General features: G+C 69.5%; 22 protein-coding genes and 3 pseudogenes. 8 read left to right on the forward strand and 17 right to left on the reverse strand.

Going from position 1 to position 25,217, the window contains the following annotated elements; all coding sequences use genetic code 11:
* Window positions 1–57 precede the first annotated feature (57 nt).
* Both ADL12_RS12375 and ADL12_RS12380 read left to right on the forward strand, forming a co-directional pair.
* On the forward strand, window positions 58–987 hold the full coding sequence (locus ADL12_RS12375; protein WP_062701530.1) for a GNAT family N-acetyltransferase: 930 nt from the start codon (window positions 58–60) through the stop codon (window positions 985–987).
* A complete protein-coding gene (locus ADL12_RS12380; protein WP_062701533.1) occupies window positions 968–1,468 on the forward strand; it encodes a ribonuclease FAU-1 family protein in 501 nt (166 codons plus the stop codon). The genes ADL12_RS12375 and ADL12_RS12380 overlap by 20 nt, the downstream gene beginning before the upstream one ends.
* Before the next feature lie 11 nt (window positions 1,469–1,479).
* Here ADL12_RS12380 and ADL12_RS12385 read toward each other — a convergent pair whose 3' ends face one another.
* The gene (locus ADL12_RS12385; protein WP_062701535.1) at window positions 1,480–2,106 is read right to left on the reverse strand and encodes a class I SAM-dependent methyltransferase; all 627 of its coding nucleotides are present in this window, start codon (window positions 2,104–2,106) and stop codon (window positions 1,480–1,482) included.
* Window positions 2,107–2,244: 138 nt separating this feature from the next.
* On the opposite strand from ADL12_RS12385, the gene ADL12_RS52640 reads away from it, so the two are divergent.
* Window positions 2,245–2,382, forward strand: a complete 138-nt coding sequence (locus ADL12_RS52640; protein WP_107119892.1) for a hypothetical protein — start codon at window positions 2,245–2,247, stop codon at window positions 2,380–2,382.
* Between the two features lie 27 nt (window positions 2,383–2,409).
* Here ADL12_RS52640 and ADL12_RS12390 read toward each other — a convergent pair whose 3' ends face one another.
* Window positions 2,410–2,859 (reverse strand): GNAT family N-acetyltransferase, encoded by a 450-nt coding sequence (locus tag ADL12_RS12390; protein ID WP_062701537.1) that lies wholly within the window; start codon window positions 2,857–2,859, stop codon window positions 2,410–2,412.
* A 167-nt stretch (window positions 2,860–3,026) separates the two neighbouring features.
* On the opposite strand from ADL12_RS12390, the gene ADL12_RS12395 reads away from it, so the two are divergent.
* A complete protein-coding gene (locus tag ADL12_RS12395; RefSeq protein WP_062701539.1) occupies window positions 3,027–4,031 on the forward strand; it encodes a lytic polysaccharide monooxygenase in 1,005 nt (334 codons plus the stop codon).
* Window positions 4,032–4,151: 120 nt separating this feature from the next.
* On the opposite strand, the gene ADL12_RS12400 is transcribed toward ADL12_RS12395, so the two are convergent.
* Together ADL12_RS12400 and ADL12_RS12405 are read right to left on the reverse strand one after the other, a co-directional pair.
* Window positions 4,152–5,024, reverse strand: a complete 873-nt coding sequence (locus ADL12_RS12400; RefSeq protein WP_062701541.1) for an esterase/lipase family protein — start codon at window positions 5,022–5,024, stop codon at window positions 4,152–4,154.
* A gap of 173 nt (window positions 5,025–5,197) precedes the next feature.
* On the reverse strand, window positions 5,198–5,644 hold the full coding sequence (locus ADL12_RS12405) for a MarR family winged helix-turn-helix transcriptional regulator (protein ID WP_062701543.1): 447 nt from the start codon (window positions 5,642–5,644) through the stop codon (window positions 5,198–5,200).
* A 107-nt stretch (window positions 5,645–5,751) separates the two neighbouring features.
* Here ADL12_RS12405 and ADL12_RS12410 point away from each other — a divergent pair, with 107 nt between their 5' ends.
* Window positions 5,752–6,126: a cupin domain-containing protein gene (locus tag ADL12_RS12410; protein WP_062701545.1), complete on the forward strand. Its 375-nt coding sequence runs from the start codon at window positions 5,752–5,754 to the stop codon at window positions 6,124–6,126.
* A gap of 17 nt (window positions 6,127–6,143) precedes the next feature.
* Here the strand turns inward: ADL12_RS12410 and ADL12_RS50185 are convergent.
* The 5 genes and pseudogenes from ADL12_RS50185 to ADL12_RS50195 all read right to left on the reverse strand — a co-directional run.
* Window positions 6,144–6,422 (reverse strand): annotated as a pseudogene (locus ADL12_RS50185) (DinB/UmuC family translesion DNA polymerase); the annotation flags it as partial.
* A 280-nt stretch (window positions 6,423–6,702) separates the two neighbouring features.
* Window positions 6,703–7,686 (reverse strand): DNA polymerase Y family protein, encoded by a 984-nt coding sequence (locus ADL12_RS12415; protein WP_062701548.1) that lies wholly within the window; start codon window positions 7,684–7,686, stop codon window positions 6,703–6,705.
* Entirely contained in the window at window positions 7,683–11,147 is a 3,465-nt protein-coding gene (locus ADL12_RS12420) for a DNA polymerase III subunit alpha (RefSeq protein ID WP_062701607.1), read from the reverse strand. The genes ADL12_RS12415 and ADL12_RS12420 overlap by 4 nt, the downstream gene beginning before the upstream one ends.
* A 260-nt stretch (window positions 11,148–11,407) precedes the next feature.
* Window positions 11,408–11,671 (reverse strand): DUF3732 domain-containing protein, encoded by a 264-nt coding sequence (locus tag ADL12_RS58440; RefSeq protein WP_079051993.1) that lies wholly within the window; start codon window positions 11,669–11,671, stop codon window positions 11,408–11,410.
* Window positions 11,672–11,876: 205 nt separating this feature from the next.
* Window positions 11,877–12,676, reverse strand: a pseudogene (locus ADL12_RS50195) (PHP domain-containing protein); the annotation flags it as partial.
* A 176-nt stretch (window positions 12,677–12,852) separates the two neighbouring features.
* On the opposite strand from ADL12_RS50195, the gene ADL12_RS12435 reads away from it, so the two are divergent.
* Window positions 12,853–13,893 (forward strand): DUF3533 domain-containing protein, encoded by a 1,041-nt coding sequence (locus ADL12_RS12435; RefSeq protein WP_062701554.1) that lies wholly within the window; start codon window positions 12,853–12,855, stop codon window positions 13,891–13,893.
* A 194-nt stretch (window positions 13,894–14,087) separates the two neighbouring features.
* Here ADL12_RS12435 and ADL12_RS12440 read toward each other — a convergent pair whose 3' ends face one another.
* The 5 genes and pseudogenes from ADL12_RS12440 to ADL12_RS12455 all read right to left on the reverse strand — a co-directional run bounded on the left by ADL12_RS12440 (window position 14,088) and on the right by ADL12_RS12455 (window position 19,264).
* On the reverse strand, window positions 14,088–15,170 hold the full coding sequence (locus ADL12_RS12440; protein ID WP_062701555.1) for a S1 family peptidase: 1,083 nt from the start codon (window positions 15,168–15,170) through the stop codon (window positions 14,088–14,090).
* Window positions 15,171–15,446: 276 nt separating this feature from the next.
* Window positions 15,447–16,313 (reverse strand): slipin family protein, encoded by an 867-nt coding sequence (locus tag ADL12_RS12445; protein ID WP_062701557.1) that lies wholly within the window; start codon window positions 16,311–16,313, stop codon window positions 15,447–15,449.
* Window positions 16,314–16,512: 199 nt separating this feature from the next.
* Entirely contained in the window at window positions 16,513–17,418 is a 906-nt protein-coding gene (locus ADL12_RS12450) for a S1 family peptidase (RefSeq protein WP_062701559.1), read from the reverse strand.
* A gap of 219 nt (window positions 17,419–17,637) precedes the next feature.
* Window positions 17,638–17,932: pseudogene (locus tag ADL12_RS56375) on the reverse strand (DUF1684 domain-containing protein); the annotation flags it as partial.
* A 66-nt stretch (window positions 17,933–17,998) separates the two neighbouring features.
* Window positions 17,999–19,264 (reverse strand): DUF5685 family protein, encoded by a 1,266-nt coding sequence (locus tag ADL12_RS12455; RefSeq protein WP_208614523.1) that lies wholly within the window; start codon window positions 19,262–19,264, stop codon window positions 17,999–18,001.
* A gap of 346 nt (window positions 19,265–19,610) precedes the next feature.
* Between ADL12_RS12455 and ADL12_RS12460 the strand changes: the two genes are divergently transcribed.
* Window positions 19,611–20,048 (forward strand): cell division protein SepF, encoded by a 438-nt coding sequence (locus ADL12_RS12460; protein ID WP_062701561.1) that lies wholly within the window; start codon window positions 19,611–19,613, stop codon window positions 20,046–20,048.
* Window positions 20,049–20,085: 37 nt separating this feature from the next.
* On the opposite strand, the gene ADL12_RS12465 is transcribed toward ADL12_RS12460, so the two are convergent.
* A complete protein-coding gene (locus ADL12_RS12465; protein ID WP_062701563.1) occupies window positions 20,086–21,276 on the reverse strand; it encodes an acyl-CoA dehydrogenase family protein in 1,191 nt (396 codons plus the stop codon).
* Between the two features lie 117 nt (window positions 21,277–21,393).
* Complete coding sequence (locus ADL12_RS12470; protein ID WP_062701564.1) at window positions 21,394–22,995, reverse strand: MFS transporter; 1,602 nt, start codon at window positions 22,993–22,995, stop codon at window positions 21,394–21,396.
* A gap of 468 nt (window positions 22,996–23,463) precedes the next feature.
* Here ADL12_RS12470 and ADL12_RS12475 point away from each other — a divergent pair, with 468 nt between their 5' ends.
* Window positions 23,464–24,492: a phosphatase PAP2 family protein gene (locus ADL12_RS12475; protein WP_062701566.1), complete on the forward strand. Its 1,029-nt coding sequence runs from the start codon at window positions 23,464–23,466 to the stop codon at window positions 24,490–24,492.
* A 100-nt stretch (window positions 24,493–24,592) separates the two neighbouring features.
* On the opposite strand, the gene ADL12_RS12480 is transcribed toward ADL12_RS12475, so the two are convergent.
* A complete protein-coding gene (locus ADL12_RS12480; protein ID WP_062701568.1) occupies window positions 24,593–24,808 on the reverse strand; it encodes an I78 family peptidase inhibitor in 216 nt (71 codons plus the stop codon).
* Between the last annotated feature and the right edge of the window lie 409 nt (window positions 24,809–25,217).

Below are 25,217 nucleotides of genomic sequence, written 5' to 3' on the forward strand. Positions count from 1 at the left end.
GTACCTGCCGGAAAATAAGAGGCACCCCGGCGGATCTCCCCCGTAGCGTGCGCCGTGATGACTATTACCGTGCGCCCCCTCCGTCCCGAAGTCCGAGCCGACGTCGAGGGCTTCTCTCACGTCCGGCACCTCGCCCTGCCCTTCTTCGTGGTGACCCCGGACTCCATCGCCTACGACGTCGCCCACATCCACCCCGACGCCCAGTACCGGCCGCTGGTCGCGGAGGAGGACGGCGAGGTGATCGGCACGGCGCAGGTCGGGCTCGTCCACGACAGCCCGGATCCCGGCCAGGGCTATGTCAACGTGTACGTGCACCCGGAGCGCACCCGCCGCGGTGCGGGCACCCTGCTGGTCCGCACCGCCGAGGAGTACCTGGCCGAACGAGGAGCGACCAGGCTGTTCGCCTGGATCCTCGACGCACCGGGCAACCGCGCCTTCGCCGAACGGCACGGCTACCGCGAGGGCCGCTCCGCGCACTTCCTCCGCCTGGACCTGGCACACGGCACGCTGCCCCCGCTCCAGACGCCGCCCCCGGGCGTCGAGCTGCGCACGGCGGCCGACTTCGCGGACGATCCACGCCCACTGTTCGAGCTGGACGCGGAGACGGCGTCGGACGAACCCAGCGACGTCGCCTACGAGTTCACGGACTACGAGGCCTGGCTGGAGGAGACCTGGAACCACCCCCTCCTCAACCACGAGCTGACCTCCGTCGCCGTCGTCGACGGCCGCCCCGCCGCCTTCAGCGCGGCCCGCACGGACGGCGGCACCCGGTACGGCACCGTCATGACCGGCACCGCCCGCGCCTTCCGCGGCCGGGGCCTGGCCAAACTCGCCAAGAACGACGCCCTGCACCGCGCCCGCGCCGCCGGCCTCACGGAGGCGTTCACCGGCAACGACACCGGCAACGGCCCGATGCTCGCGATCAACAAGTGGTTCGGTTACGAGATCTGCGCGACGGAGGTGCGCTATGTCCGCGAACTCGGCTGACCAGGGACGTCTACTGGACGTGGTCCTGGTCAAGGGCGGCCGGACGAAGATCCGTTACGAGGCGGAACTGCTCTCCGACGACGGCACCCGCATCGCCGTCCGCGCCCCCTGGTCCGGCGCCGGGGTCCGCGACTTCGGCTTCGTCCGCTTCGAGCCGGGCGACGTCTTCACCGAGCACTACTGGCGCGACCGCTGGTACGCCGTCAAGGAGGTCCGCGACGCCACGGGCGCCCTCAAGGGCTGGTACTGCGACATCACCCGCCCGGCCACGCTGTCCGGCGCGGAGCTGGTCGTCGAGGACCTCGACCTGGACCTGTGGTGCTCGGCCGACGGCTCGGACGTACGCCGCCTGGACGAGGACGAGTTCGCCGAGAGCGGCCTCGGGCAGACGGATCCGCAGGCCGCCGCGGCCGCCGTATCGGCGCTGGACGCACTGGAGGCGCTGGCGCGCGGGGTCGGCCTCAGAGGGCTGCTGGAGTAGCCCCGCCCTGGTCAGGCCACCCCCGCCACGACCGCATACCGCTCGTCGTCCACCTCCTTCCCCCACAGCCGCGCGTCACCGGACAGTCGCTCCACGCGCACGTCCCGGGCGAGCGGTGCAAGGAGAGCGGTGAGCCGGTCCGCCGGTATACCGACCGTCGGCACGGTCGACCCCCACACGCCCTCGACCAGCACGAATCGTCCTCCCGGGCGCAGCAGCCCGCGCCAGTGCCGTAGGACACGGCCCGGGTCGGGCAGCGCCCACAGGACATGCCGTACGAGCACCACGTCGAACCGCTCCTCCCCCACCGGCGGCGCCGCCGCGTCGCCGACGAGGAACGCCGCGTCCCGCCCGGCGAGCTTGGCGCGGGCGAGGCCGACCATCGCCGGCGACCGGTCCACCCCCGTGACCCGGTGACCCTGTTCGGCCGCGAGGAGCGACAGGCTGCCGGTGCCGCAGCCGAGGTCGAGCACGTCGCAGGGGCGCTCGGGCAGCCAGGACCGCAACCGGGAGGCCCAGGCCTGGCGCACCTCGGGGTCGCGCAGGCCGTGGTCGGGCTCGTCGTCGAAGGAGCCGGCCTCCGCGTCCCAGTCCACATCCATACCCGCCCCTGTGATGGCGTGTTCACCGTTCGTCATGAGCCAAGAGTGACACCCGCCACTGACAGTCGAATCGTGACAGCCACCACTGACAGGACCAGCGGCGATGAGGAACTCTCGCCAAAAGGGTCTACCTCCGTGACACCGCGGAACTCGGTGGCCCTGAAGGAGGCAGCCATGCGCCGTGTGACCGTGCAGAAGCCCCTGAAGAGGAAGACGGACGCCCGCCGGCTCCGGGAGGAGGCGGACGAGTCCGCCTCGGGACGACCGGAGGTCCGCAAGGACATCGCGCGAACATGGTGGCCGGAGGGCTGAGACGCCCTGCCGGCCGCATGAAACAACTCAGCCGAGCCGCTTGCGGTAGTGGATGCGGTCGTACGGGCCCTCCACACGACGCTCGACGACCTCGTAGCCGTACCTCGGGTAGATCTTCTGGTTCTCCCACATCAGCGCGTTCGTGCAGAGCCTGACCTCGGGCAGACCGAGCGCACGCGCGCGTGCGTCCACGAAGTGCAGCAGCCGTCGCCCCACGCCCCTGCCGTGCGCGTCGGGGTGGACGGCGATGCTGTCGAGGAACAGATGGTCCTCGTGCACCTCGAGCACGACGAGCCCGATCACGGGCTCGCCCGTCACGAACACCTTCCCCTCGGCCACGTTCGCCGCGTGGTCCGCCTCCATGGGCACGGGCGCCCGTCCGATGCGCTCGATGTAGTGCCGGTAGGCGGCATCGGTCACGGCCTTCACTGCGCGTACGTCGGCGGCGACCGCCGGCCTGATGTCGTCGTCCGTCATACCGCGACGGTACCTACCTGATCGCAGTCCGAACACTCCCTTAAGGCGACCCTAAAGATCGCCATCACCCGCCTCCAGCAGGCGATTTCGCGGTTTCCTCGGGCTAGTTTCTGATCGCCCCCACGGGATTCACCCCACGCATCAGGACCCCCTTGAGGAGATCTTTCATGCCCGCACGCCGCAAGGCCGCCGCTGTCGCCACCCTCGGCCTGACCCCGCTCGCCCTGACCGCCCTCGCCACCGCCCCGGCCGCGGCGCACGGTTCGATGGGCGACCCGGTCAGCCGGGTCTCGCAGTGTTACGCGGAAGGCCCCGAGAGCCCGAAGTCCGCCGCCTGCAAGGCAGCGGTCGCGGCCGGCGGCACCCAGGCCCTCTACGACTGGAACGGCATACGCATCGGCGACGCGGCCGGCCGGCACCAGGAGCTGATCCCGGACGGCAAGCTGTGCAGCGCGAACAGCGACGAGTTCAAGGGCCTCGACCTGGCCCGCGCCGACTGGCCGGCGACGAGCGTGAGCAGCGGGTCGTACACCTTCAAGTACCGCGTGACCGCCCCGCACAAGGGCACCTTCAAGGTCTACCTCACCAAGGCCGGTTACGACCCGGCGAAGCCGCTGGCCTGGGACGACCTGGACCTGGCGAACCCGGTGGCGACGGCCACCGACCCGGCGGCCTCGGGCGGCTTCTACACCTTCTCCGGCACCCTGCCCCAGCGCTCCGGCAAGCAGTTGCTGTACGCCGTCTGGCAGCGCTCGGACAGCCCGGAGGCCTTCTACTCCTGCTCGGACGTCACGTTCGGGGGCGGTAGCGGTGGCGGCAGCTCGGACGGCGGCGGCAACAGCGGCGAGGCCGCCCCGGCGCCGAGCGCCTCCGCGCCCTCCGAGGAGCAGATCGAGGACGGTGCCGACAACTCGACGATCGAGCATCACGGCCACGGGGACCAGGACGCCAGTACGTCGGCGGAGCCGGTCGCCGCGGCCGACGAGGCGCAGTCCACCCCGGCCAACCGGCCGAAGGCGGCCGGCGCCACCGAGAACCTCGCCGAGACCGGCGGGGACAGCAGCACGGCGTATCTGGCGATGGGCGGTGCGGCGACCCTGGCGCTGGGGTCGGCGGTCCTGTTCGCGTCGGTGCGCAGGCGAGCGGCCGGCGCCGGTCGCCACGGCCGCTGAGCCAGGGCTCCGCGGCCGCCGGCATTCCGGGGCCTGACCGGCGGCTCAGGCCGGTCAGGCCCCGGAGGCGTGTTCCGCACTCATGCACTCACGTGCTCACGTGCTCACGTGCTCACGTGCTCAACTGATCACGGACGCACAGGTGGTGGGAGTGGCGCGGGCCGGGTCGAGCGCGTTGGCCACCTCGTGGAAGGCGATCCGGTCGGTCAGCCCCAGGAACGCGTGCTCGGATATGTCGACCGCGCACAGGTCCTGGATCAGGACGTTCTTCACGTCGGGCCCGTTCAGGAACTGACTCCGGTACGGCGTGACCACCTCGTCGTACTTGGTGGCGATGACCGTGTAGCGGACGCCGGGGACGGTGTCGCCGCCCGCGTTCAGCTTGTTCATGAACTCGGATCCGACGACCTGCTGGGCGAGCGCGGGAGTGGCGGTGCTGAGCAGGTCCTCCGCACCGGGGAAGTACGGCAGCAGGTTGGTGAGCCCGCCCAGGGTGGTGCCGTGGTTGTTGGGTGCGATGCCGACGAGGGCGTTCACCTTGGCGGCACCGCCGAGGAACTTGAGGTAGTAGCGGGGCATCATGCCGCCCTGCGAGTGACCGACGAGGTCGGCCTTGGCGGCGCCGGTCGCGGTGAGCACCTTGTCGACATAGGCGGAGAGCTGTTCCGCCGACTTGTCGATGGGGCCGAGGGCGTGGAAGAACGGCACGCCCTGCAGCTGGCCGTAGTCGAGGGAGAAGACGCAGTAGCCGCGGTTCTCCAGGTACGGCGCGAGTCCCAGCCAGTTGTCGACGGAGTTCGCGAAGGTGCCGTGCACGAGGACGACGGGCCGGGGATGGGCGGCGGACGGCTTACAGGAGTAGTCGTTCCATCCACTGTTCGAGGTCGCCGCCGCCTCGGCCGCCTGGGCGGTGGTGGCGGCGGGGACGACGGCGACCGCGGTGGTCAGCAGCAGTGCGGCGAGTGGTCTGAGCGCTCGTTTCCAGGGCAGCATCGTGTGATCTCCTTGCGGCTCAAGGGAGGTGCGACGGCCTTACGCCCTGTGATCCGGATCACGAGGATGCTGTTCACTCGTCAAGTTACGGGCGAGTAGCACAGGTGTGAAGTTACGCGTCAGTAAAAACTTCCAGTGATAGTAAAGGGCGGTTCACAACCGCCGACGAACCGTCACCAGGTAGGCCTGATGGGCCCACAGGGTGCGATACGCGCCAACTGCCCGAGCATCGCCCGCACTTCACCCTCACCGAGCACATCGACCCAAGCCCGCACGGCATCGGCGGCAGCCTCCTCGGCCGCACGGGTGCAGGCCCACCCCCGCCCGGTCAGCACGACCAGCCGGGCGCGCGCGTCATCGGGATGCGGCCGGCGCTCGGCATAGCCCTTGCGCACGATCTCGTCGACCAGCTGACTCGCCGCCTGCTTGGTCACGCCGAGATGGGCGGCGAGGTCGGTGACCGTCGCACCGTTCGGTGCGAGCCGGGCGAACGCGAAACCGTGCGCGGGCCGCATCCCCTCGAAGCCCCGGGCGACCACACCGTCATTGATGCGTTGCGTGAGCTCACCGGCGACGGCGAGCAGGGCGGCGGACAGGGCCATGGCTTCGGAGTTCTGCACGGAGGCATTGAAACACCCTTGACGAAATGGTCAAGCAGGTTGACCATAGCTTCACGTAGTCAAGCCACTTGACCATCTCGTCCGTCCGCACACGCCAGGAGGCACCCGTGCCCGTGATCCGCGCATCCGAAGCCGTCACCCACGAAATCCACGGCGCCCGCTTCGTCTCGTACGCCACCCCCCGCACCGGCAGCAAGGAGCTGTGCGCCTGGCGCGGCGAGATCCCGGCAGGGACCAAGGCACCCGCACACACCGTCAACCGGGAGGAGATCCTCCACCTCCTCGACGGCGAGCTGCTGATCACCCTCGACGACCGCACCGACCGGATCAGGGCCGGCGACACCCTGATCATCAACCCCGGCGCGACCCTGGCGGTCGAGAACCCGACCGACCGGACCGCCGTCACCTGGGTGACCACCTCCATCGGCCTGGCCGCGGAGCTGGCCGACGGTACGCGCATCACGCCGCCGTGGGCCAACTGACGTACGTGTAAAGGGAATTACGCCGCCAGCGCCCCCGGCATCACCGCATGCTGGTGGGAGGCGCGCTCGGCAGGGTCGAGGCCCTCGGCGCGCAGGGCGAAGGCGCGGACGCGGGCGCGCTGGAGGCCGAGGGCGTCGTACATGCCGTAGGCCGCCCTGGTCAGCGCCGCCGAGTGGGCCGTCGGCTCCTTCAGCGTACGGCTGCGGGTCGTCGAGATGGGGGTCCCCCCGCTCGAGCCTGTTCGAGAGTGGGGGAGGTCGGCGTAGCGGGTGGTGAGGGTCAGGGTGCGGCAGACCGTCAGAAACCGTGGGCGCCGCCTACGCGGAGCTCATACAGGAGCTACGCAGGACGGCGGAGCAGCGATGCACGCCGCCTGGGAAGCACCGGCCATCGAGACCGACACCGCTGTGAACATCCCGCCGGCCGTGATCGATCTCAGTGCGCTGCAGCACCTCGAAACTGCGTGCATCGATGCCGTCCGGGCACACCTGCGTGCCCTTACACCGTGGTGGTATCGATAAGGCCCGATCAGGCCGACCGCCTTGAGGGTGGTACCGCTCTCGGGAAGCGTCTGATCATGCGACATGGATCGCCGCCGCTCCTGCCGGCTGCACCGCCTCCGTACCGAACCGGTCTCGGGCGCGATCGGCGGCGGCCTCGAGGCGGCGGGCTTTCTCGTCGGTCGGCTCGAAGAGCAGTTGACGGGAGGCCCGTTCGGCGGCGATCAGGTTCTCCGCCCGTAGGGAGATCGTTCGGACGCGGGCGCGCTGAAGAGCGAGTCGGTCATGGAGGTCATAGGCGAGTGCTGTCAGAGAGCGTGTGTGGGCGGTTGGTTCGTGCAGCTTGCGGGTGCGAGTTGTCGTCGAGCGGTCTGCGTAGCGGATGGTGAGAGTGAGGGCGCAGGCCACCTGGGACTCGCCGCGCAGCCGTAGGCCGAGGCGGTCGGTGAGTGCGAGCAGGGCGGCGCGCTGCCGGTTCCGGTCCAACTCGTCCTGGGTGAAGTGGTGTTCGACGCTCATCGAGCGGGGCGGGGCCGAGGGGATCACTGGAGTGGGATCGAGGCCGCGGGCCACGTCGTGGAGGTGGCGTCCGGCGGTGACGCCCAGGATGCGCTGCAGCGTGCCGAGTGGTGCGGCGGCGATCCTGCCGACGCTGTCCAGGCCGTACGAGGACAGGGTGCGGGCGGTCGCCGGTCCCACGCCCTGCAGGGCGGCGGTGGGCTTCTTCGCGAGGAAGGCGGTGACTGTGTCGATGTCGTCGGGCAGGGTGCGGACTGCCGAGGGCGGACCGTCGGCCGCGACCATGCGGGCGAGCAGTGGGTTCGCAGCGACGCCGACCGTCGAGCGGAGCCCGTACAGCCCACCGGTGCGCGCTCGGATGCGCTCGGCCAGTGCCGTGGCGTCCGTACCGAAGTAGCGCAGGCTGCCGGAGACATCGGCCAGTGCGGCATCCGGTGGCAGTGCCTGCACCAGGGGGGTGTACTCGGCCAGCAGGGTGAGAAGACGGCTGTAGAGCTGCTCGTCCTGGAGATCGTGGAAGTGGATGTAAAGGATGTTCATCCTGCGCTCCCGGGGCTCTGGTGCCACAGCTTGCGGCTCTGTTTGACGGATTCGCCGGGCGGCTGCAGATCCGCCCAGGGATGCAGTGCGTAGCCGGTTTCCAGTTGGAGGCTGCGGCTGCCCGCGGCTCTGCCTGATGGTGAATCGGCCTGGGTGAGTCGTTCCGTCACCGCCGACAGGCCGTCTTCGCGGCGCAGCTCGGCCAGTTCGGTGAGATCCCAGGCGGCGGAGCCGGTCACCGACAGCGCCTTCCCGCTGCCTCCACCACGGCGCTGTACCACTCCGCGTACGAGCAGCAGCCAGGAATGGAAGACGGTGTGCGCGCAGGCCTCGTGGCTGTCCTCGAAGAACGCGCAGTCCACCAGGCCTGTCGTATCGTCGAGCGTGGTGAAGATGACACGTTTGCCGGAGCGGACCGGCGGGGTCTGAACGGCTCCTTTCGCGCCGGCGACCAGCACTACCTGGCCGTGTGGCAGGTCTTTCAGCCGCTTCGCGGAGGTGACGCCGAGTTCCTCCAGCAGCTCCCGGTGGTCGCCCATGAGGTGGCGGGAGGCGTCCATGCCGAGCACCCCGAGCTCGGCTCCGAGCCGTTCGGCGTCGTCCAGGTCGGGCAGACCGACGGGGGCGACCGCACTGTGGGCCGCGCCCACCTCTCCCAGTGTCAACTGGCCCTGCGCAGAGCTCCGCTGGCTGCGATGCAGCTCGGCAAGGTGCAAAAGCAAGTCGCGACGGTTGCGGCCGAAGGTGTCCAACGCACCGACCTGGGCGAGGCGTTCGGCGACGGGTCGGGATGGCCGGGCCCGGGAAGCGAAGTCCTGGAGCGAGCTGTAGGGGCGCCCCGTGACGATTCGCGCTGCTTCGCTCTCGCTCATCCCCCGCACGTCACAAAGAGCGAGCCGGATCCCGTGGACGGGTCGACCACCCTCCACATCAGACACCAGTTCGATTCGATAGGCGGCATCCGACGCATTCACATCCAACGGCAGGATCGGTACGCCCCGCCGCCGGGCATCCGCGAGCAGCAGCCGCTTCGGATACATCCCCGGGTCGTGCGTAAGAAGCCCTGCGTAGAAGGCGGCCGGATGATGAGCCTTCAGCCAGGCCGACTGGTACGAGGGCACCGCGAAGGCCACCGCGTGCGCTTTGCAGAAGCCGTACGCCCCGAACGCCTCGACGATCTCCCAGGTGCGCTCGACGACCTCCTCCTCGTAGCCGCGCCTGCGTGCCTCCTGCGCGAACCACGCCCGTACTCGTCCGACCTGGTCGGCGTTCGACAGCGCTCGCCGCGTGTAGTCGCCGAAGGCCGGGGTGCAGCCGGTCATGACCGACAGGATCCGGATGATCTGCTCATGGAAGACCACGACGCCGTACGTCTCCCGCAGCGCGGGCTCCAGGTCAGGGTGCGGACAGCGGGGTGCCTGGCGCCCGTGCCTGGACTTGATGAACGGATCCACCATGTTGGCCGCAACAGGTCCTGGCCTGAAGAGCGAGATGTCGACGACGAGATCGTGGAAGGTCTCGGGCTGCAACCGGGCGATGAGGTCGCGCTGGCCGGGTGACTCGGTCTGGAAGCAGCCCAGGGTCTGCGAGGACTTGATCAGCTGGAACGTCTTCGGGTCGTCCGGCGGCACTTGGGCGGCGTCGTCCAGGTCGATACGACGCCCGGTGGTCCGCTCGATCTCGGCGACGGCGTGCGCCATGGCGGACTGCATGCGTACGCCGAGCACGTCGAGCTTGAGCAGCCCGAGGTCCTCCACGTCCTCCTTGTCGAACTGGGACATGGGGAAGCCCTCGCCGCTGGTCGGCACGACCGGGGTGCGGTGCAGCAGCGTCGCGTCGGAGAGCAGGACACCGCACGGGTGCATGGCGATGCCGCGCGGGAGCGCATCCAGAGCCTCGACCAGGTCCCACATGTGCGGGCCGTACGACTCCGGGTCAATGCCGCGCAGCTCCGGCAGTTCCTGCAGGGCGGCGCGGGCGTCCCGGGCCCGGATATGAGGAAACGATTTTGCAAGCTTGTCCACCTCGGCTGGGTCCAGACCGAGGGCAAGGCCGACATCGCGCACAGCGTGCCGCACCCGGTAGGTCTCCGGCATGGACACGGTGGCCACCCGCTCCGGGCCGAAGCGGTCGAGGATCGCCCGGTAGACCTCCAGGCGGCGGGCGGACTCCACGTCGATGTCGATGTCGGGCAGTTCCGTGCGCCGGTCGGACAGGAAACGCTCCATGAGCAGACCATGCTCGACGGGATCGGCAGTGGCGATCCCAAGGAGATGGTTGACCAGGGAACCCGCGCCGGAGCCGCGGGCGGCGACCCGGATGCCGAGTTCACGGGTGTCGGCGACGACCTGGGCGACGGTGAGGAAGTACGAGGCGTACCCCAGTCTCTCGATCAGACGCAGCTCGTCTTCGAGTCGCTCCCAGCGGTGGCGGTCGCGGTCGTAGCGGTGCAGCAGCATGGCGGCGGCGCACTTCGAACGCAGCACCCGCTCGGGAGTGCGCCGGTGGGCGCCGACGAGCCCCGGCTCGGGGAAATGCACACGCCCGAGTCCCAGGTCGTCTTCGGGGTCGACACGGCATGCGGCGGCGGTCTCTTCGGTGACCTCGAGCAGTCGGCGGGCGGTGTTCACACGGTATCCGGCAGCCTCGGCGACCTGCTCGGCGAGGCGCGCCATGTCCGTTGCCGGCTTGAGCCACCGCTCGCCACAGTCGCGCTCACCACGCGGATCGATCGGCACGAGGCGGCGCGCGGAATCCAGGACATCCGCGACCGGGCCCTGACCTGGGTCGACATAACGTACGGCGTTGCTCAGGACGGGCGTGATCCGCTGGTCGGCGGCGAAGCCGAGGGCACGGGCTGCGAGCCGCAGCGAACCGGAGCCGGTGCCACTGCGGCCATGGCAGACGACCTCGATGCGCAGCGCCGCGTCCCCGTACCGCTCCCGCCAGGGCGCGAGCAGCTGGGCGGCGCGGTCCGGACGCCCAGCAGCCAGGGCGCGGCCGACGTCCGAGGTGGGGCCGAGCAGCACGGTGAGATGCTCCCCGCCAAGGGCGTCCCAGAGCAGCAAGGGACGCCGGTCTCCGGCGGTGTCCGCGTGCGCGGCACTCACCAGCCGGCACAGCTCGGCCCAGCCGCGGGCACCGTCCCGGGCAAGGAAAATCACGCGCTGGGCCGACTCGTCGACGAAGGCGCCGCCGCGAGCCGGTGTGCGTCGCCGCTCTGTGCGTCCAGCCACTTCGGGAGGCGCCTCCACCGCGAGATCCACTCCGAACAGAGGGCGGACACCGGCCCGACCTGCGGCCTTGGCGAAACGAACGGCCCCGCCGAGGGTGTCCCGGTCGGTCAGAGCGACCGCGTCCATTCCCCGCTCGGCGGTCCGCTCCGCAAGCTGCTCGGGGTGCGAGGCGCCGTACCGCAGGGAGAACCCGGAGACGGCGTGCAGATGCGTAAAACCGCGCACCTGGACCACCTCGCCACTGACTGCCCCCTATCCCGCATTGCCACTCCGGTCCCTCCGGGGTGATGACACCACCTTAGACCAGCATCGAACATTTATACGATTCGAAGAGGATGCCGTCGCCGAACACCCGGGAGGCCTGTGCACCCCCACGCGGAGCCGGGCCGACGAGTGCCAGGCGTCCCTCACCTGCCGGGATCAGGAACATGTGACCAGCGATTATCACAGAGTGTAACGATGCCTTCGGGCTACTTGTCGTGCGGTCACTCGTCGGTGTCGCAGGTGATCCAATGCTCAGGAACGAGCGCTTCGCCGTTGCTGCGCCTCCGACATGCCCGGACAGCGCTGCGGAAGGGCTCGTCGTCGAGGTCGGCGTGTTCGACGACTATGACCTGAAGGCCGCCCCGGAATGCCTCGACGCTTGCCTGGATCGTCTTGTAAAGGTCGAGGAGGGTGGCGCGGGCGGTTCCGAACCCACCGTCGCGTGTCTCATCGGGAAATCCGGCTTGCGAGGGCTGGTCGAGGATGAGGAAGCGCGCGGGACGGGGCTATTGATCTCGGCGAACCACTCGTGCAGGCTCAACATGGTCGCTGGTAGCCCAGATAGTTCTGCCCGCTTCCATCTCGGACATCTTGGTGGGCCGCGGTCGGGTGTCGGCGATGAGCGTCAGCGCCTGCGGATCGAGTCGGAGCTGCTGAGCAGGTCCTCCTGGACGGTGCTGGCGAGCGCGCCATCTCACCAGCACCCTTGAGCCAGGCCTCACCGGAGTCCAGCTCCTTGGTGGAGTCGATGGGCACGAGCGGGCGCGCGGCGTCCAGCACATCGGCGACCGGCCCCAGACCAGGATTCGCGTACCGGACGGCATTGCTCAGCACGGGCCACACCCGCTGCTCGGCGGCGAAGCCGACGGTACGGGCGGCCAGCCGCAACGACCCCGGACCGGCGCCCTGCCGCCCATGCCATACGGCCCCCAGCCGCAGGGAGTCCCCGTAGACCTCCCGCCAGGACCCGAGCAGCCTGGCCGCCCGATCGGGACACCCCGCGGCAAGCGCACGCCCGACATCGGACCCGGGCCCGAGCAGGACGATCAGCCCGTCCCCCGGTTGTCCCCCGGGACAGCATCGGCGGCCCCTCCCCACCATGCACAGCTCCCCACCATGCGCAGCCGAAACGATTCGGCACAGATCGGCCCACCCCGGGCCCCATCCCGGGCAAGAAAGGTGACACGAGGCATCGACTCATCGACAAAGGTGCCACCTCGCACCGGAACCCGACGCCCCCGCCCCACAGACTCCCCCACCTCCGAGAGCCCGAACTCCTCCACGGCCGGCTCCACGCCGAACAGCGGACGCACGCCCGTCGCCGCACAGGCCTTGGCGAAACGCACCGCACCCCCGAGCGAGTCCCGGTCGGTGAGCGCCAGCGCATCCATGCCCCGCTCGGAGGCACGCTCGGCCAGCCGCTCCGGGTGTGAGGCGCCGTACCGCAGGGAGAACCCGGAGACGGTGTGCAGATGCGTGAAACCAGGCACACGCACCTCCCGACTCATGAGCCCGAGGCCGGCCGAACACCAGCCCTCGAACATCTGCTCCCAACCCTCCCACCCCCACCACAGACCATTTCCGGACCGCTTCTCGAACATCCGCACGACATCCGTTCGGCCGCCTCCCACCTGCACAAACGCCCGACGGCCCGGACCGTGGGGGCATGACGCAGACCACGGGCGCCAACCCCCCACACCGCTCCTTCATGGCCGAGGTGAAGGACGCCGTCACCCCCCGAGCCACGCTGCTCGTGACCGGCGTGGTCGCCCTCGCTCTGCTCTTCATCGCCTCCTACGTGGGCGCGCTCCACGACCCGAAGCCCAAGGACGTGCCCTTCGGGGTCGTGGCACCCGAGGTGGCCGCCCGACAGACGGTGGACCGACTGGCAAACCTGCCCGGCGACCCCCTGGCCCCGCGCACAGCGGCCGATGCGGCAACAGCCCGCAAGCAGATCCTGAACCGCGACATCGACGGCGCCCTGCTGGTCGACCCGACCGGCACCACGGACACCCTCCTGGTAGCCACTGGAGGCGGCAGAGTCCTGGCCACCACCCTGGAAACACTCCTCACCACCCTGGAGAAATCCGAGGCCCGCACCCTCCGCACCATCGACGTGGCCCCCGCCGACCCGCACGACGCCAACGGGCTCACGTCCTTCTACGTGACCGTGGGCTGGTGCGTAGGCGGCTACCTCTGCGCGTCGATCATGACGATCAGCTCGGGCGCCGGCCGCCCCACCCCGAGACGCTCGGTGATCCGCCTCCTCGCCATGGCCCTCGTCGCCCTCATCGGCGGACTCGGCGGCGCCCTGATCGTCGGCCCGATCCTGGGCGCGCTACCCGGCAGCATCGCCGCCCTCTGGGGCGTCGGCGCCCTGATCATCTTCGCGGTGGGCGCGGCCACACTCGCCTTCCAGGCCCTCTTCGGCCTGGCCGGCATCGGCCTGGTCATCCTGATCATCGTCATCCTGGGCAACCCGAGCGCAGGCGGCGCCCTCCCACCCCCACTGCTCCCCCCGTTCTGGAGAGACATCGGCCCGGCACTCCCCCCGGGCGCGGGAACATGGACAACCCGCTCGATCGCCTACTTCAAGGGCAACGACACGACCGGCTCGCTCCTGGTCCTCTCGGCCTGGGCAGCGGCAGGAATCGCGATCACGCTACTGGCGGCCCGACTACGAGGCAGGACGCCCAAGGCGCCGTAGAGACACACGGCCGAACGCACCCGCACCCGCGTACGGCGGCCCCAACGCACCCGCAGGCGCTACGCGCACCCCCACCGGACGGCAACGGGCCGCCGCAGGCATACGACCACAACCCGCACCCGGCAACAACGCACAGCCAACGCGAAAGTCCCGCCCCTCACACACGGGGCGGGACTTCACAAAGCGACGAACCGTCAGCCGATCTCAGTACCCGTGGCCGACAGCGCCTCGGTCACCGGCTGGAAGAACGTCTCCCCACCGGAGGTGCAGTCACCGCTGCCACCAGACGTGAGCCCGATCGCCTTGTCACCGGAGAACAGCGAGCCACCACTGTCACCGGGCTCGGCGCAGACGTCGGTCTGGATCAGCCCGTTGACGATGTCACCGTTGCCGTAGTTCACCGTGGCGTCCAGCCCGGTGACCTTGCCGTCGTGCACCTGAGTGGTCGACCCGCTGCGGGTGACCGACATGCCGACGGTGGCCTCGGCGGCACCGCTGATGGCCTGCGAGGAGCCGTTGTAGAGGTTGACCTCGCTCGGGTGGTCGACCTCGGCGGTGTACTTGACCAGCCCGTAGTCGTTGTCCGGGAAGCTGGACGTCTCGTTGGTGCCGATCTCGTTGCCGCTGGAGTCCGACCAGGTCGAGATGCCCTCGGTGCAGTGCCCGGCGGTCAGGAAGAACGGCTCACCGCCCTTGACGACGTTGAAGCCGAGCGAGCAACGCCCACCGTTACCGGTGATGGCGTCACCACCCGCGATGAAGGGCTTGAACTCCCCCTTCGTCCGCTTGAGTTCCGCCGTGGCGCCCAGCCCGTCGACGACCTTGTCGAGCTTGGCCCACTCGGCGTCGGACACCGTACGGTCGGCGGTGACGACGACCTTGTTGGTCGCCGGGTCCGTCACCCAGGCGGTGCCGGGGATGGTCGCGTCCTGCTTGAGCGTCGTACGGGCGCTCTTCAGCTCGGCGAGGGAGTTCTCGACGACCCGGGCCTTGGCGCCGGCCGCCTCGACGGCGTCGGCGGCGGCCTGGTCGAGGACATTCACGACAAGGTTCTTGGTCTGCGCGTCGTAGTAGGTGCCCGCGGCATCGGCGCCGAGGTCCTTCGCCAGCGTCGAGGCGAGCTTTCCGGCCGCGCCGATCGACAGGGTCTTCGGCGCAGACGTCTCAGGCGTCTCGCTGGCGTTCGCAGTCTGCAAGGTCACTCCCGCGGCAACCAGTGCGGCGATGCCCGCACCTGCCACGGCGGCACGCCGCTTGGGTATGCGTCGGTGCTTCAACTTACGTCCTCCTGTGGGGGGTCGGTCCGAAAGGTTGTGGGGACCTCACGAACCGGAAGGCGTACGGCAACGAAGGCGGCTCACAACAAATGCCGCGTCCGGGCCGGTTGAACAACGCTCACTATTCCGATGCCTACAGGGAGCGCACAAGGTCGAGTTCCGGACGCGCGTAGAACACGGTTGCACGCCCCCACTGCCTTGACCGTGCACAGTCAGACCCCAGTTCTTCGCACAGCAAACACCGCGAGCAAGCAATCCATAGGCAGCGCGTAAGGTCTACTCCTGTCTTGAATTCGACCCTTCGCGGCCCGAATCCAAGCGGGGCCCCAGAGGCGGAGGTTCCTCCCGAACGGCCTGCGACCGCCCGGAACCGGGGGCCTCGACCTGCGCCCCTTTCTCCAAAAACCGCAACAACTCCACCGGAATCGGCAGCACCAACGTGGAGTTCTTCTCGGCCGCCACCGCCATCACCGTCTGCAGCAGCCGAAGCTGAAGAGCAGCGGGCGCTTCGGCCATCTGATGAGCGGCCTCGGCCAGCTTCTTCGACGCCTGCAACTCCGCGTCGGCGTTGATCAGCCGCGCCCGCCGCTCCCGGTCGGCCTCCGCCTGCCGGGCCATCGACCGCTTCATGGTCTCGGGCAGCGACACGTCCTTGATCTCCACCCGGTCGATCGTCACACCCCACTCGACAGCCGGGCTGTCGATCATCAACTCCAGCCCCTGGTTGAGCTTTTCGCGGTTGGACAGCAGATCGTCCAGCTCACTCTTCCCGATGATGGACCGCAGTGACGTCTGCGCCATCTGCGAGACCGCGAACCGATAGTCCTCCACCCGCACGACCGCCTCGGCCGGCGAGGTCACCTTGAAGTAGACGACGGCGTCGACCCGCACGGTGACGTTGTCCCGCGTGATCCCCTCCTGTGCGGGCACGGGCATCGTCACGATCTGCATGTTCACCTTGCGCAGCTTGTCGACGCCCGGAACGATCATGGTGAACCCGGGCCCGCGCACCTGGGGCCGGAGCTTCCCGAGACGGAAGACCACGCCCCGTTCGTACTGCTTGACGACCCGCGCGGCCGCCGTCACATACACCGCACCGGCGGACGCGAGCGTCACTCCCGCCGCCACCAGCTCCTCGACCATCACGACCCCCCGGGGTCCGACGTGGGCGCGCTACAGGGGCGTACTGCCTGCACTTCGACGGTAACCCCACGACGCGACCAAGGGCGAGCCCCCGCACGACAGTTGCGTGCGGGGGCTCACATGCTGCTGACTGCAGGTCAGGCCATACAGATCAAGCCAGGCAGATCACGCCGGCCGGGTACCGGCGTCCGACCGACTGTCAGTAGACGCTGACGCCATAGGCGCTCAGGGCCTCCGTGACCGGCTGGAAGAAGGTCGTGCCGCCGGAGGTGCAGTTGCCGCTGCCGCCGGAGGTCAGACCGTAAGCGGTGCCGTTGCTGCCGTAGAGCGAACCGCCGGAGTCGCCGGGCTCGGCGCAGACGGTGGTCTGGATCAGACCGCCGACGACGTCGCCGCCGCCGTAGTTGACGGTCGCGTTCAGGGCGGTGACCCGGCCGCTGTGCGTACCGGTGGTGGAGCCGTCCCGGATGACGGTGGTACCCACGCTCGGCGTGGCCGCGCGGGTGATGTCCACACCGTTCGCGGTGCCGGGCCGGCTGACGGACCCGGAGTACCGCACGATGCCGTAGTCGTTGCCAGGGAAGCTGGAGCCGGCGGTCGAGCCGATGACCGTGGTGCGGCCGGAGTTGGAGTACCAGGTGCCGGCGCCGTCGGTGCAGTGGCCGGCGGTCAGGAAGTACTGGTTGCCGCTGCTGTCCTGGACGTTGAAGCCGAGCGAGCAGCGCCAGCTACTCGCATAGATGGCGTCGCCGCCCTGGATGAACTTGCTGAACTTGCCGACGGTCCGCTTGATCGTGAGCGCGTCGGCATTGCTGCCCGCCTGCTCCTTGATCTTCGCGATCTCCGCCTGGGAGACCGTGCTGTCGACGGTCACGGTGACGCGGTTGGTCTTGCTGTCGACCGCCCAGGCGGTGCCCGGGATGTCGGCCTTCAGCACTGAGCCGCTGGCGCTCTTGAGCTCGGCGGCACTGAAGGTGGTGGGAGAGTCCGCGGCGCTCGCGTTGGGGATCGCGATCGCGGCTGCGGCCACGAGGCCGGTGGAAACGGCGATCAGCCGGGTCCGTCTCGCAATGCCACTGCGGGGGGTGGTGCGCTTGATCCTCACGTTTCGTTCCCTCCAAGGGAAGTCGGGGGCCCGCGTGGGGTCGGGGCCCGTGAGGCGCAGTCAGACGGCCGCACGTCCGGATTCCGAACATGCCGTGCCCCTGACAAGCGCTGAGGGGGAGTATTCGGCCGAACGGCGGGTAGCCGCAAGGGCGCCTTTCGGCCGTCAATCTTTGAACGACCTGTGCGAGTTGGCCGTCTCTGCCCCTGTCAGCGCCCTTGCCGACGCCCTTGGGGAAGGGAGAGGCCGATTGAAGTCGGCCATCACGCGGCCCTCGACGTCGGGCGCGGCGGGCCGCAGGAACCGGAAGCGGTAACTGCCGTCGCCGCTGGTGGCATCGGTGAAGACGGCCCGCGGACCACGGCGTTCCCGACGCGCACGGTGCGGTGCACGCCGTACGGCGCGGCCTCACTACCCGGAACGCCCGGCGTGCCTCGGAAGCGGGGTCGAAGTCGCGCGCGCCCCACGCCCCCTCGCGCACCGACACGACCATCCGGAGCTCCCCGTACGCCACCCACCGCCCGGGGATGTCCGGAAGTCGCCTCTCCGAAGCCAGGGCCTAGCAGCCGTCGCAGGGGCATCAGCAGTCGCAGCCGTCACAGTCGCAGTCGCAGTCGCGACAGCAGCCCTCGCGCTTCTTGCGGGACCACGGGCCCTCGTACTCCTTCGCGCAGCACAGCTTGCAGGTGCAGCACAGCAGCCAGAACATCCCGCAGCCGGCCCAGAACCCACGCCGCCCCTTCGGCGGCTGTGCGGCCGGCCCACCATCGAACCCCCCGAAGTCACCACCGCCACCGCCACCACCATGGCCGCCATGGCCGCCACCACCGGGCGCTCCCCCACCGCCCGCGTACGGGTTCCCGCCGACATACGGGTTCTGGCCGGCATACGGATTCTGCGGCGGCTGCCCCTGCCGTGGCGGCTGCCCATAGGGCCCCGCCTGATGCGACGCACACATCGGCACCGTGCCGAACGCCCGGTCCACCGACCGTCGCAGCTCGTGCACGAGCAGCAGATGCGCGAGCTTGGCGCCCGTGCTGTGTTTTTCTGGGGAGACCCCAGACCCCCAGGCGACCTCGCGCAGCGCCAACCGCACCCCCTGCACGGCATCGTCGGCAAGCCGCCGCGCCTCGATCAGCGAGGTCCCCGTCGCGGTGAGCGGGTTCCACGCACCCGAGGCGGCGTCGGCCGCCTGGTCCTCCACGGCGTCCAGGAGGTGCGCCAGCCGTCCGAACAGGCGCCCGGCCTCGGCGAGCGGCTGGGCGTTGTGCGGCCGTCCGGCCAGGATCGCGGTGTGCGCGAAGGCGGCGGCGGTCGCCGTCTCGGTCGGTTCGGTGACCGCGAGGATCGGCGTGCCGGGCCCGGCGAGCGCCTCGATGCCGACCTGTCGGTCCACGGCGTCGACGAGTACGGCAGTGTCGAACCCGACGGCCGACCCGGTACGGGCACCTGCCGCACCCCAGCCGGCGGCCACCCGGCGCGCAGCAAGGGCCACCGGCTTACGGGCCAGCAGCCCGTCCCCGTCGGCCACATGGTCACGCACCTTGGCCGAGGCAAGCACCAGCGAGACGGCCGCGGCGAGCCGGGCGCCCTCACCCTGTGCGACGGACGCGGTCCGCATCCCGCGCAACGCGCACGGTCCCGCCGTACGCCGCAATCCACTGCTCTTCTCTGCCTGAGCCTCCGCCAGAACGGAGATGAGGAGCCCGTCGTAGTTCGTCACGATCCGCGCGAACTGACCGTGGTCCCCGCGCAACGAGAGGCACAGTCCGCACAAATGCGCCATCCATTGACCGGCGAGCTTCTCTCCGAGCCGATGACGACAGGGCCTGACGATTCCGAACACGACGTTCCCCCGAGGTTCTTACGACGTTCCTGCGACGCTTCCTGTGACGCTGAGCTGCCGCATCGTACCGACCGGGATACCGGCCGGGGTATCGATCGCGAGGACCGCCTCGTTCACCCGTACGCACCCCGCCTCACCCATACGCCGCGAAGAATCATATTTCACTCACAGTCAGCAGCCGTACGTGGCATGCCCCTTGGGGGACACGGGCTCTCGACGGATTCGCTGTGCACCAGTACCGTCACAAACCCCCCGCGCGGCGTCTATCCACTTGGCACGACGTCCGCATCATGGATGACCATAGGGATGCGGAATGTAAGAGAGACCGCTGTGAGAGGAGGCGTCCATGGGATCGGTGCGCAAGGCGAGTGCCTGGCTGGGCCTCGTTGACGACAACGATGACGAGCGTTACTACGACGACGACTACTCTGAAGGGACCGAGCCCGGGGATGCCTGGGTCACCGACCCGCGGGTCAAGGTGGCCACGGATGTCGCCGAGGAGAAGGGCCGCCGCATCGGCACGGTCACTCCGGACAGCTTCCGGGACGCCCGCGCCATCGGCGAGCTCTTCCGGGACGGGGTTCCGGTCATCATGAACCTCACGGCCATGGAGCCGGCCGACGCCAAGCGCGTCGTCGACTTCGCGGCGGGGCTCATCTTCGGTCTGCGCGGCTCGATCGACCGCGTGTCCAACCGCGTGTTCCTGCTGACTCCGGCCGACACGGAGATCATCAGCGGGGAGGCGTCGCAACACCGCACGGACGGCTTCTACAACCAGAGCTGAGGCAGGGCCGCTCGCCGGCCCTGCCCCCTGGTGGGGATCAGCGGAAGGCGTCGAGCCCGGTGAGCGCCTTGCCCAGCACGAGCTGGTGCATCTCGACGGTGCCCTCATAGGTGAGCACCGATTCCAGGTTGGTCGCGTGCCGCATCACGGGGTATTCGAGCGAGATCCCGTTGGCACCGAGGATGGTCCGCGCCGTACGGCAGATGTCGATGGCCTCGCGGACGTTGTTGAGCTTGCCGAAGCTGACCTGCTCGGGACGCAGGCGGCCGGCGTCCATGCGGCGCCCCAGATGATGGGCGAGCAGAATCCCCTTGTGCAGTTCGAGGGCCATGTCGGCGAGTTTGGCCTGGGTGAGCTGGAAGCCACCGATCGGCCGACCGAACTGCTCCCGCGACTTGGAGTAGTCGACGGCGGCCTCGAAACAGGAGCGCGCCGCCCCCATGGCACCCCACACGATCCCGTAGCGGGCATGCGAGAGACAGCTGAGCGGCCCCTTGAGTCCGACCACCTCGGGCAGCACGGCATCGGCGGGCAGCCGTACGTCGTCGAGGACGAGTTCACTGGTCACGGAGGCGCGCAGCGACAGCTTGTGCTTGATCTCCGGGGCGGAGAACCCGGCGCTGTCGGTCGGCACGACAAAGCCGCGGATCCCGTCGTCGGTCTGCGCCCACACGACGGCGACCCCGGCCACGGAGCCGTTGGTGATCCACATCTTCCGTCCGTTGAGCACCCAGTCGGAGCCGTCCTTCTTGGCGTACGTCCGCATGGAGGCCGGGTCGGACCCGTGGTCGGGTTCGGTCAGCCCGAAGCACCCGATGACCTCCCCGGAGGCCATACGGGGCAGCCACTCCTGCTTCTGCGCCTCACTCCCGAAGCGATGAATGGCGTACATGGCGAGGGACCCCTGCACGGAGACCAGGGACCGGATCCCGGAGTCGGCGGCCTCCAGCTCCAGACAGGCGAGCCCGTACTGCACCGCGGACGCACCGGCACACCCGTACCCGTCGAGGGACATCCCGAGAGCGCCGATCTCCCCGAGTTCCCGGGCGATCTCACGAATCCCCGGCAGCTCGCCCTTCTCGTACCACTCGGCGACATGGGGCACCACCCGATCCGAGGCCCACTCCCGCACGGTGCTCCGAATCGCCAGGTCCTCGGGGTCGAGGAGATCGTCGATGCCGAGAGGGTCGGCGGGATCGAACGGGGGCAACTTCGAGGACGCGGACATGGGACACCCTCCGGCTCCGGCAACGATTAAAACTAGCGCCGCTAGTTACGGCTCGGGGCTGACGCTACGACGCGGTGCCGCGCACGTCCAGTACAGCCCCCGCGCACCGCAAGCTCGTCAAGCGGAGACGCGGGACTCCGCGACTTCCCTGGGCTTGGGCAACTCCACCGCAGGCGCCTCACACTGCATGACCCGCGGCAACCGCAACGCCATCAGCGCACCCAGCAGCAGCAGAACCGCACTCACCAGCAACGTCACATGCAGCCCGTGCACAAAGCAGTCCCGGGCCGCCCGCTGCAGAGCAACCCCCGCGGGCCCGCCCAGCTGCGCTGCAACGTCGTAGGCCTCGCCCAACGAGTGCGAAGCCGCCGCGGAGGCCGACGCCGGAACACCCGACACGTTCGCCAGCCCGGGGGCATACGCCGCGTTCATCACGCTGCCCAGCAGCGCGATGCCGATGCCCGCGCCCAGCTGGTACGACGTCTCGCCGATCGCCGCCGCCCCACCGGCCTGCTCCGGCGGAGCCTCGCTCAGCATCGACTCGTACGCCCCGAAGAGCGTCGTCTCCAGGCCGAAGCCCAGCAGCACGAACCCGGACAGCAGCAGCGCGGGATTGTCCTCGCCGCCCATGGCCGTCAGCAGCAGCACCGCGACAGCCGTCAGACAGAAACCGAAGCACACCATGCGCCGTGGCCCGAACCGCCGCAGCATCCGCGCGCCCGCGAGGCCGGACGCCATCGCCGCGAACGTCAGCGGCAGCAGCCGTAGCCCCGTCTCCAACGGCGACAGCCCCAACACCAGCTGCAGATACTGCGCCGCGATCAGCTCGAGCCCCACGAGCGCGAGCATCGCCAGCACGATGCACCCGACGGACGTACTGAAGGCCGGCCGGGCGAACATCCGCAGGTCCACCAGCGGATACTCCCGGCGCCGCTGCCGTCGCACGAAGAGAATCAGCAGCACCGCACCGATCACCAGCGGCGCCACGGTGAACACGCTGGCCACCGCCTCGCCGCCGCCGAGCCGCTTCACGCCCAGTACGACGCCGAACAGACCGGCCGCCGCCATCAGCGCGCCGACCACGTCCCAGGGTCCCTTGCCGTCACCCTTCGACTCGGGCAGCAGCAGTCGTCCCACCGGGAGGCTGACCAGCATCAGCGGGATGTTGACCAGGAAGACCGAGCCCCACCAGAAGTGTTCGAGGAGGAAGCCGCCGAGCAGGGGCCCGACCGCCGCGCCCACCGCGGCCACCGCGCTCCAGATGCCGATCGCGAGGGCCCGCTCGCGCCGGTCGGGGAAGACCTGGCGCAGGATCGACAGGGTCGCGGGCATGATCATCGCGCCGCCGACGCCGAGCAGGGCGCGGGCCAGGATCAGTACCTGTGGGTCGTGCGCGAGGGCCGCGAGGCCGGAGGCCAGACCGAAGAGGCCGTATCCGAGCAGCAGGACCCGTCTGCGGCCCACGCGGTCACCGAGCGTGCCGAAGAGGATCAGCAGCGAGGCGCAGACCAGCGGATAGATGTCGACGATCCAGAGCAGTTCTATCGCGCCGGGCCTGAGGTCCTCGGTGACGGCGGGCACCGCTACGTGCAGCACGGTCGCGTCGACGGCGACGAGGAGCAGGCTGACGCACAGGACGACGAGGACGACCCAGCGGTTGGCACCGGCCCCGGCCGCCCGACGGCGCAGCGCAGCGGCGGCCGTGGTCGTCCCGGACATGTACGTACCTCCCAGATGTTCCCTCGCCCCGGCGGGCTCACAGGGTGGGGACTCCCCGTGACTCGGCCGGAGAGGAGCGGTGGTCTCCGGCCCGCGCAACGAAGGGCGAGTGACTCGTCAGAGTACGCGAGTCCGCGTCGGTGCCGAGTGGCGGACCTCTCAGACTCCGCACAGAACGCGTGTGGCGTACGCCACGTCCAGCCGGGCCCTCGCCACGTCCGCCCCTGCTCGGACCCGCGCCGGCGCGGTGAGCTCCAGGGGAATTCCATCCCATGATTCGGTTAACGAATTCATAAGCAGTGAAAAACGAACCGTCAGAATGATCAAAGGAATTGAAGGATACAGCGCCCGACGATTACGGATTCCTTGGAAATAAACCTCCTCCTGAGAGGAATCCCACATCACATCGTCATCACAAAGCCGTGGAATCGCCCTTGAACTGCGCTCACTCGCTGTAACGTCGATTGGGTGTGTACCGAACGAAAGCTGACCCGTCTGGACCGGGTCTTCGCCAGGCTGGACCGGGAACCAGAACGTCCGGCCCACATCGATGTGCCGCGGATGACTCCGCACAGGATCGTGCTGCTCGCCGCGACCCTGGCCTTCTACGGGGCCATCGTGTGGGCCGTCGTCATCACCTCGTGGCTGGTCCGGCTCGACTGGCAGGTCATGTTCTTCCGTCCGTACCAGCAGTGGGCGGAGATCCACGCGTTCGTCGACTACTACGTGGTGCTCGGCCAGCGCGGCCCGACCGCCGTGATGGTCGCGGCCTGGCTGGGCTGGCGTTCCTGGCGGCAGCACACGCTGCGGCCGCTGCTCGCGCTCGGCGTCTCGCTGCTCCTGCTGAACATCACCGTCGGCGCCGCCAAGCTCGGCATGGGGCGCCTCGGACCGCACTACGCGACCACCATCGGCTCCAACGAGATGGGCCTGGGCGGCGATATATTCCCCAGCGGCCACACCGCCAACGCCGTGGTGACCTGGGGAATTCTGGCGTATCTGGCCTCGACTCCGAGAGCGCGCCGCTGGCTGTCGGCCCTGTCGGCGGTGACCTCGCTGGGCGTCGGCCTGTCCACCGTCTACCTCGGTACGCACTGGCTGAGCGACGTTCTGCTCGGCTGGGCCGCCGGCCTGCTGATCATGCTCGCCCTGCCGTGGTTCGAGCCGCTGATCGCCCGCTCCGAGAGCTTGATCTTCGACCTGCGCGACCGCTTGCGCGAGCGTCGGGCCGGCGCCGTTTCCGTGCCGACCGCCACCCCGGTCGGCGCCCCGGTGCTGCTCAAGCCGCGTGCCACGCCCGCCGACGACGAGGTGGCGGCACGCGAGGCGACCTCCGCGCCCCGCTCGCCCCGGGCGCCGGTCTATCTGGCGCCTGGCCCGCACACGACCCGCGCGGAGCGCACTCCGGTCACCCCGGTCGGCAGTCGACGCCCGCCGCACACGGACCGCACCACCCGCGGCGCGGCCCCGGCGGCCCGCCCGCTGGCGGGCGGCTGACTCTCCTGGACAGCGGGTTCGGTACGCACGACCACCCCGCAGCACGACGGCCCCGGTTCCTCGACAGGAGCCGGGGCCGTCGCCCTGTGTCAGCCTTTCGTCAGCCCTTCCAGGCCCGCGCCACCTGGCCGTCCTTGACCTCGAAGTTCAGCCGTCCGGCGCGGTACTCCATGGTGATGATCGCCCCCGGCGGCAGCGAACGCACCGTTGACCATCCTCGGTCACGGGCCAGTCGCTCGGCCCGGTCGGCGTCGAGACCGACATATGCGTCCGGGCTGTCCTGGGGTTCGGCAGGGGGTTTCGGAATGGGTGCCATGTCGCCACGCTAGGGCCTGAGCGAAGGATCGGGCCAGAGCGGACCGGGAACCCTTGTAACGACCATCCAGGTCACACGTCCCCCTCCGGTCACGCTTTTGTCACAGAATCACGACACGCGTTTCGGCTAATCCTCGTCACACGGACGGGCGGTTCCGTAGGCCTTCCGCAGGCATTCGATCGTAATTTCCGCGTGTCGCACCGACGGGGCCAATAACCCGCCGGAAAAGTTCCCGGGGAACTGCCCCCGGACCCTTTTCCGCTCCGATTGCGCGTGGCCTTCGGGAGCCGGTGGCGCACAGAAAGTACATGGTCCTGCCACAGAACCTCCATATGCCCCCTGTCGGAGCGCTGCCGACGCGAGCATCATGGCGTGAGCTCGCGTCGGGGCGTGCGGCGCGGGCTTTCAG

Origin of the sequence: Streptomyces regalis, assembly GCF_001509475.1 — a bacterium.
Lineage (GTDB): Bacteria > Actinomycetota > Actinomycetes > Streptomycetales > Streptomycetaceae > Streptomyces > Streptomyces regalis.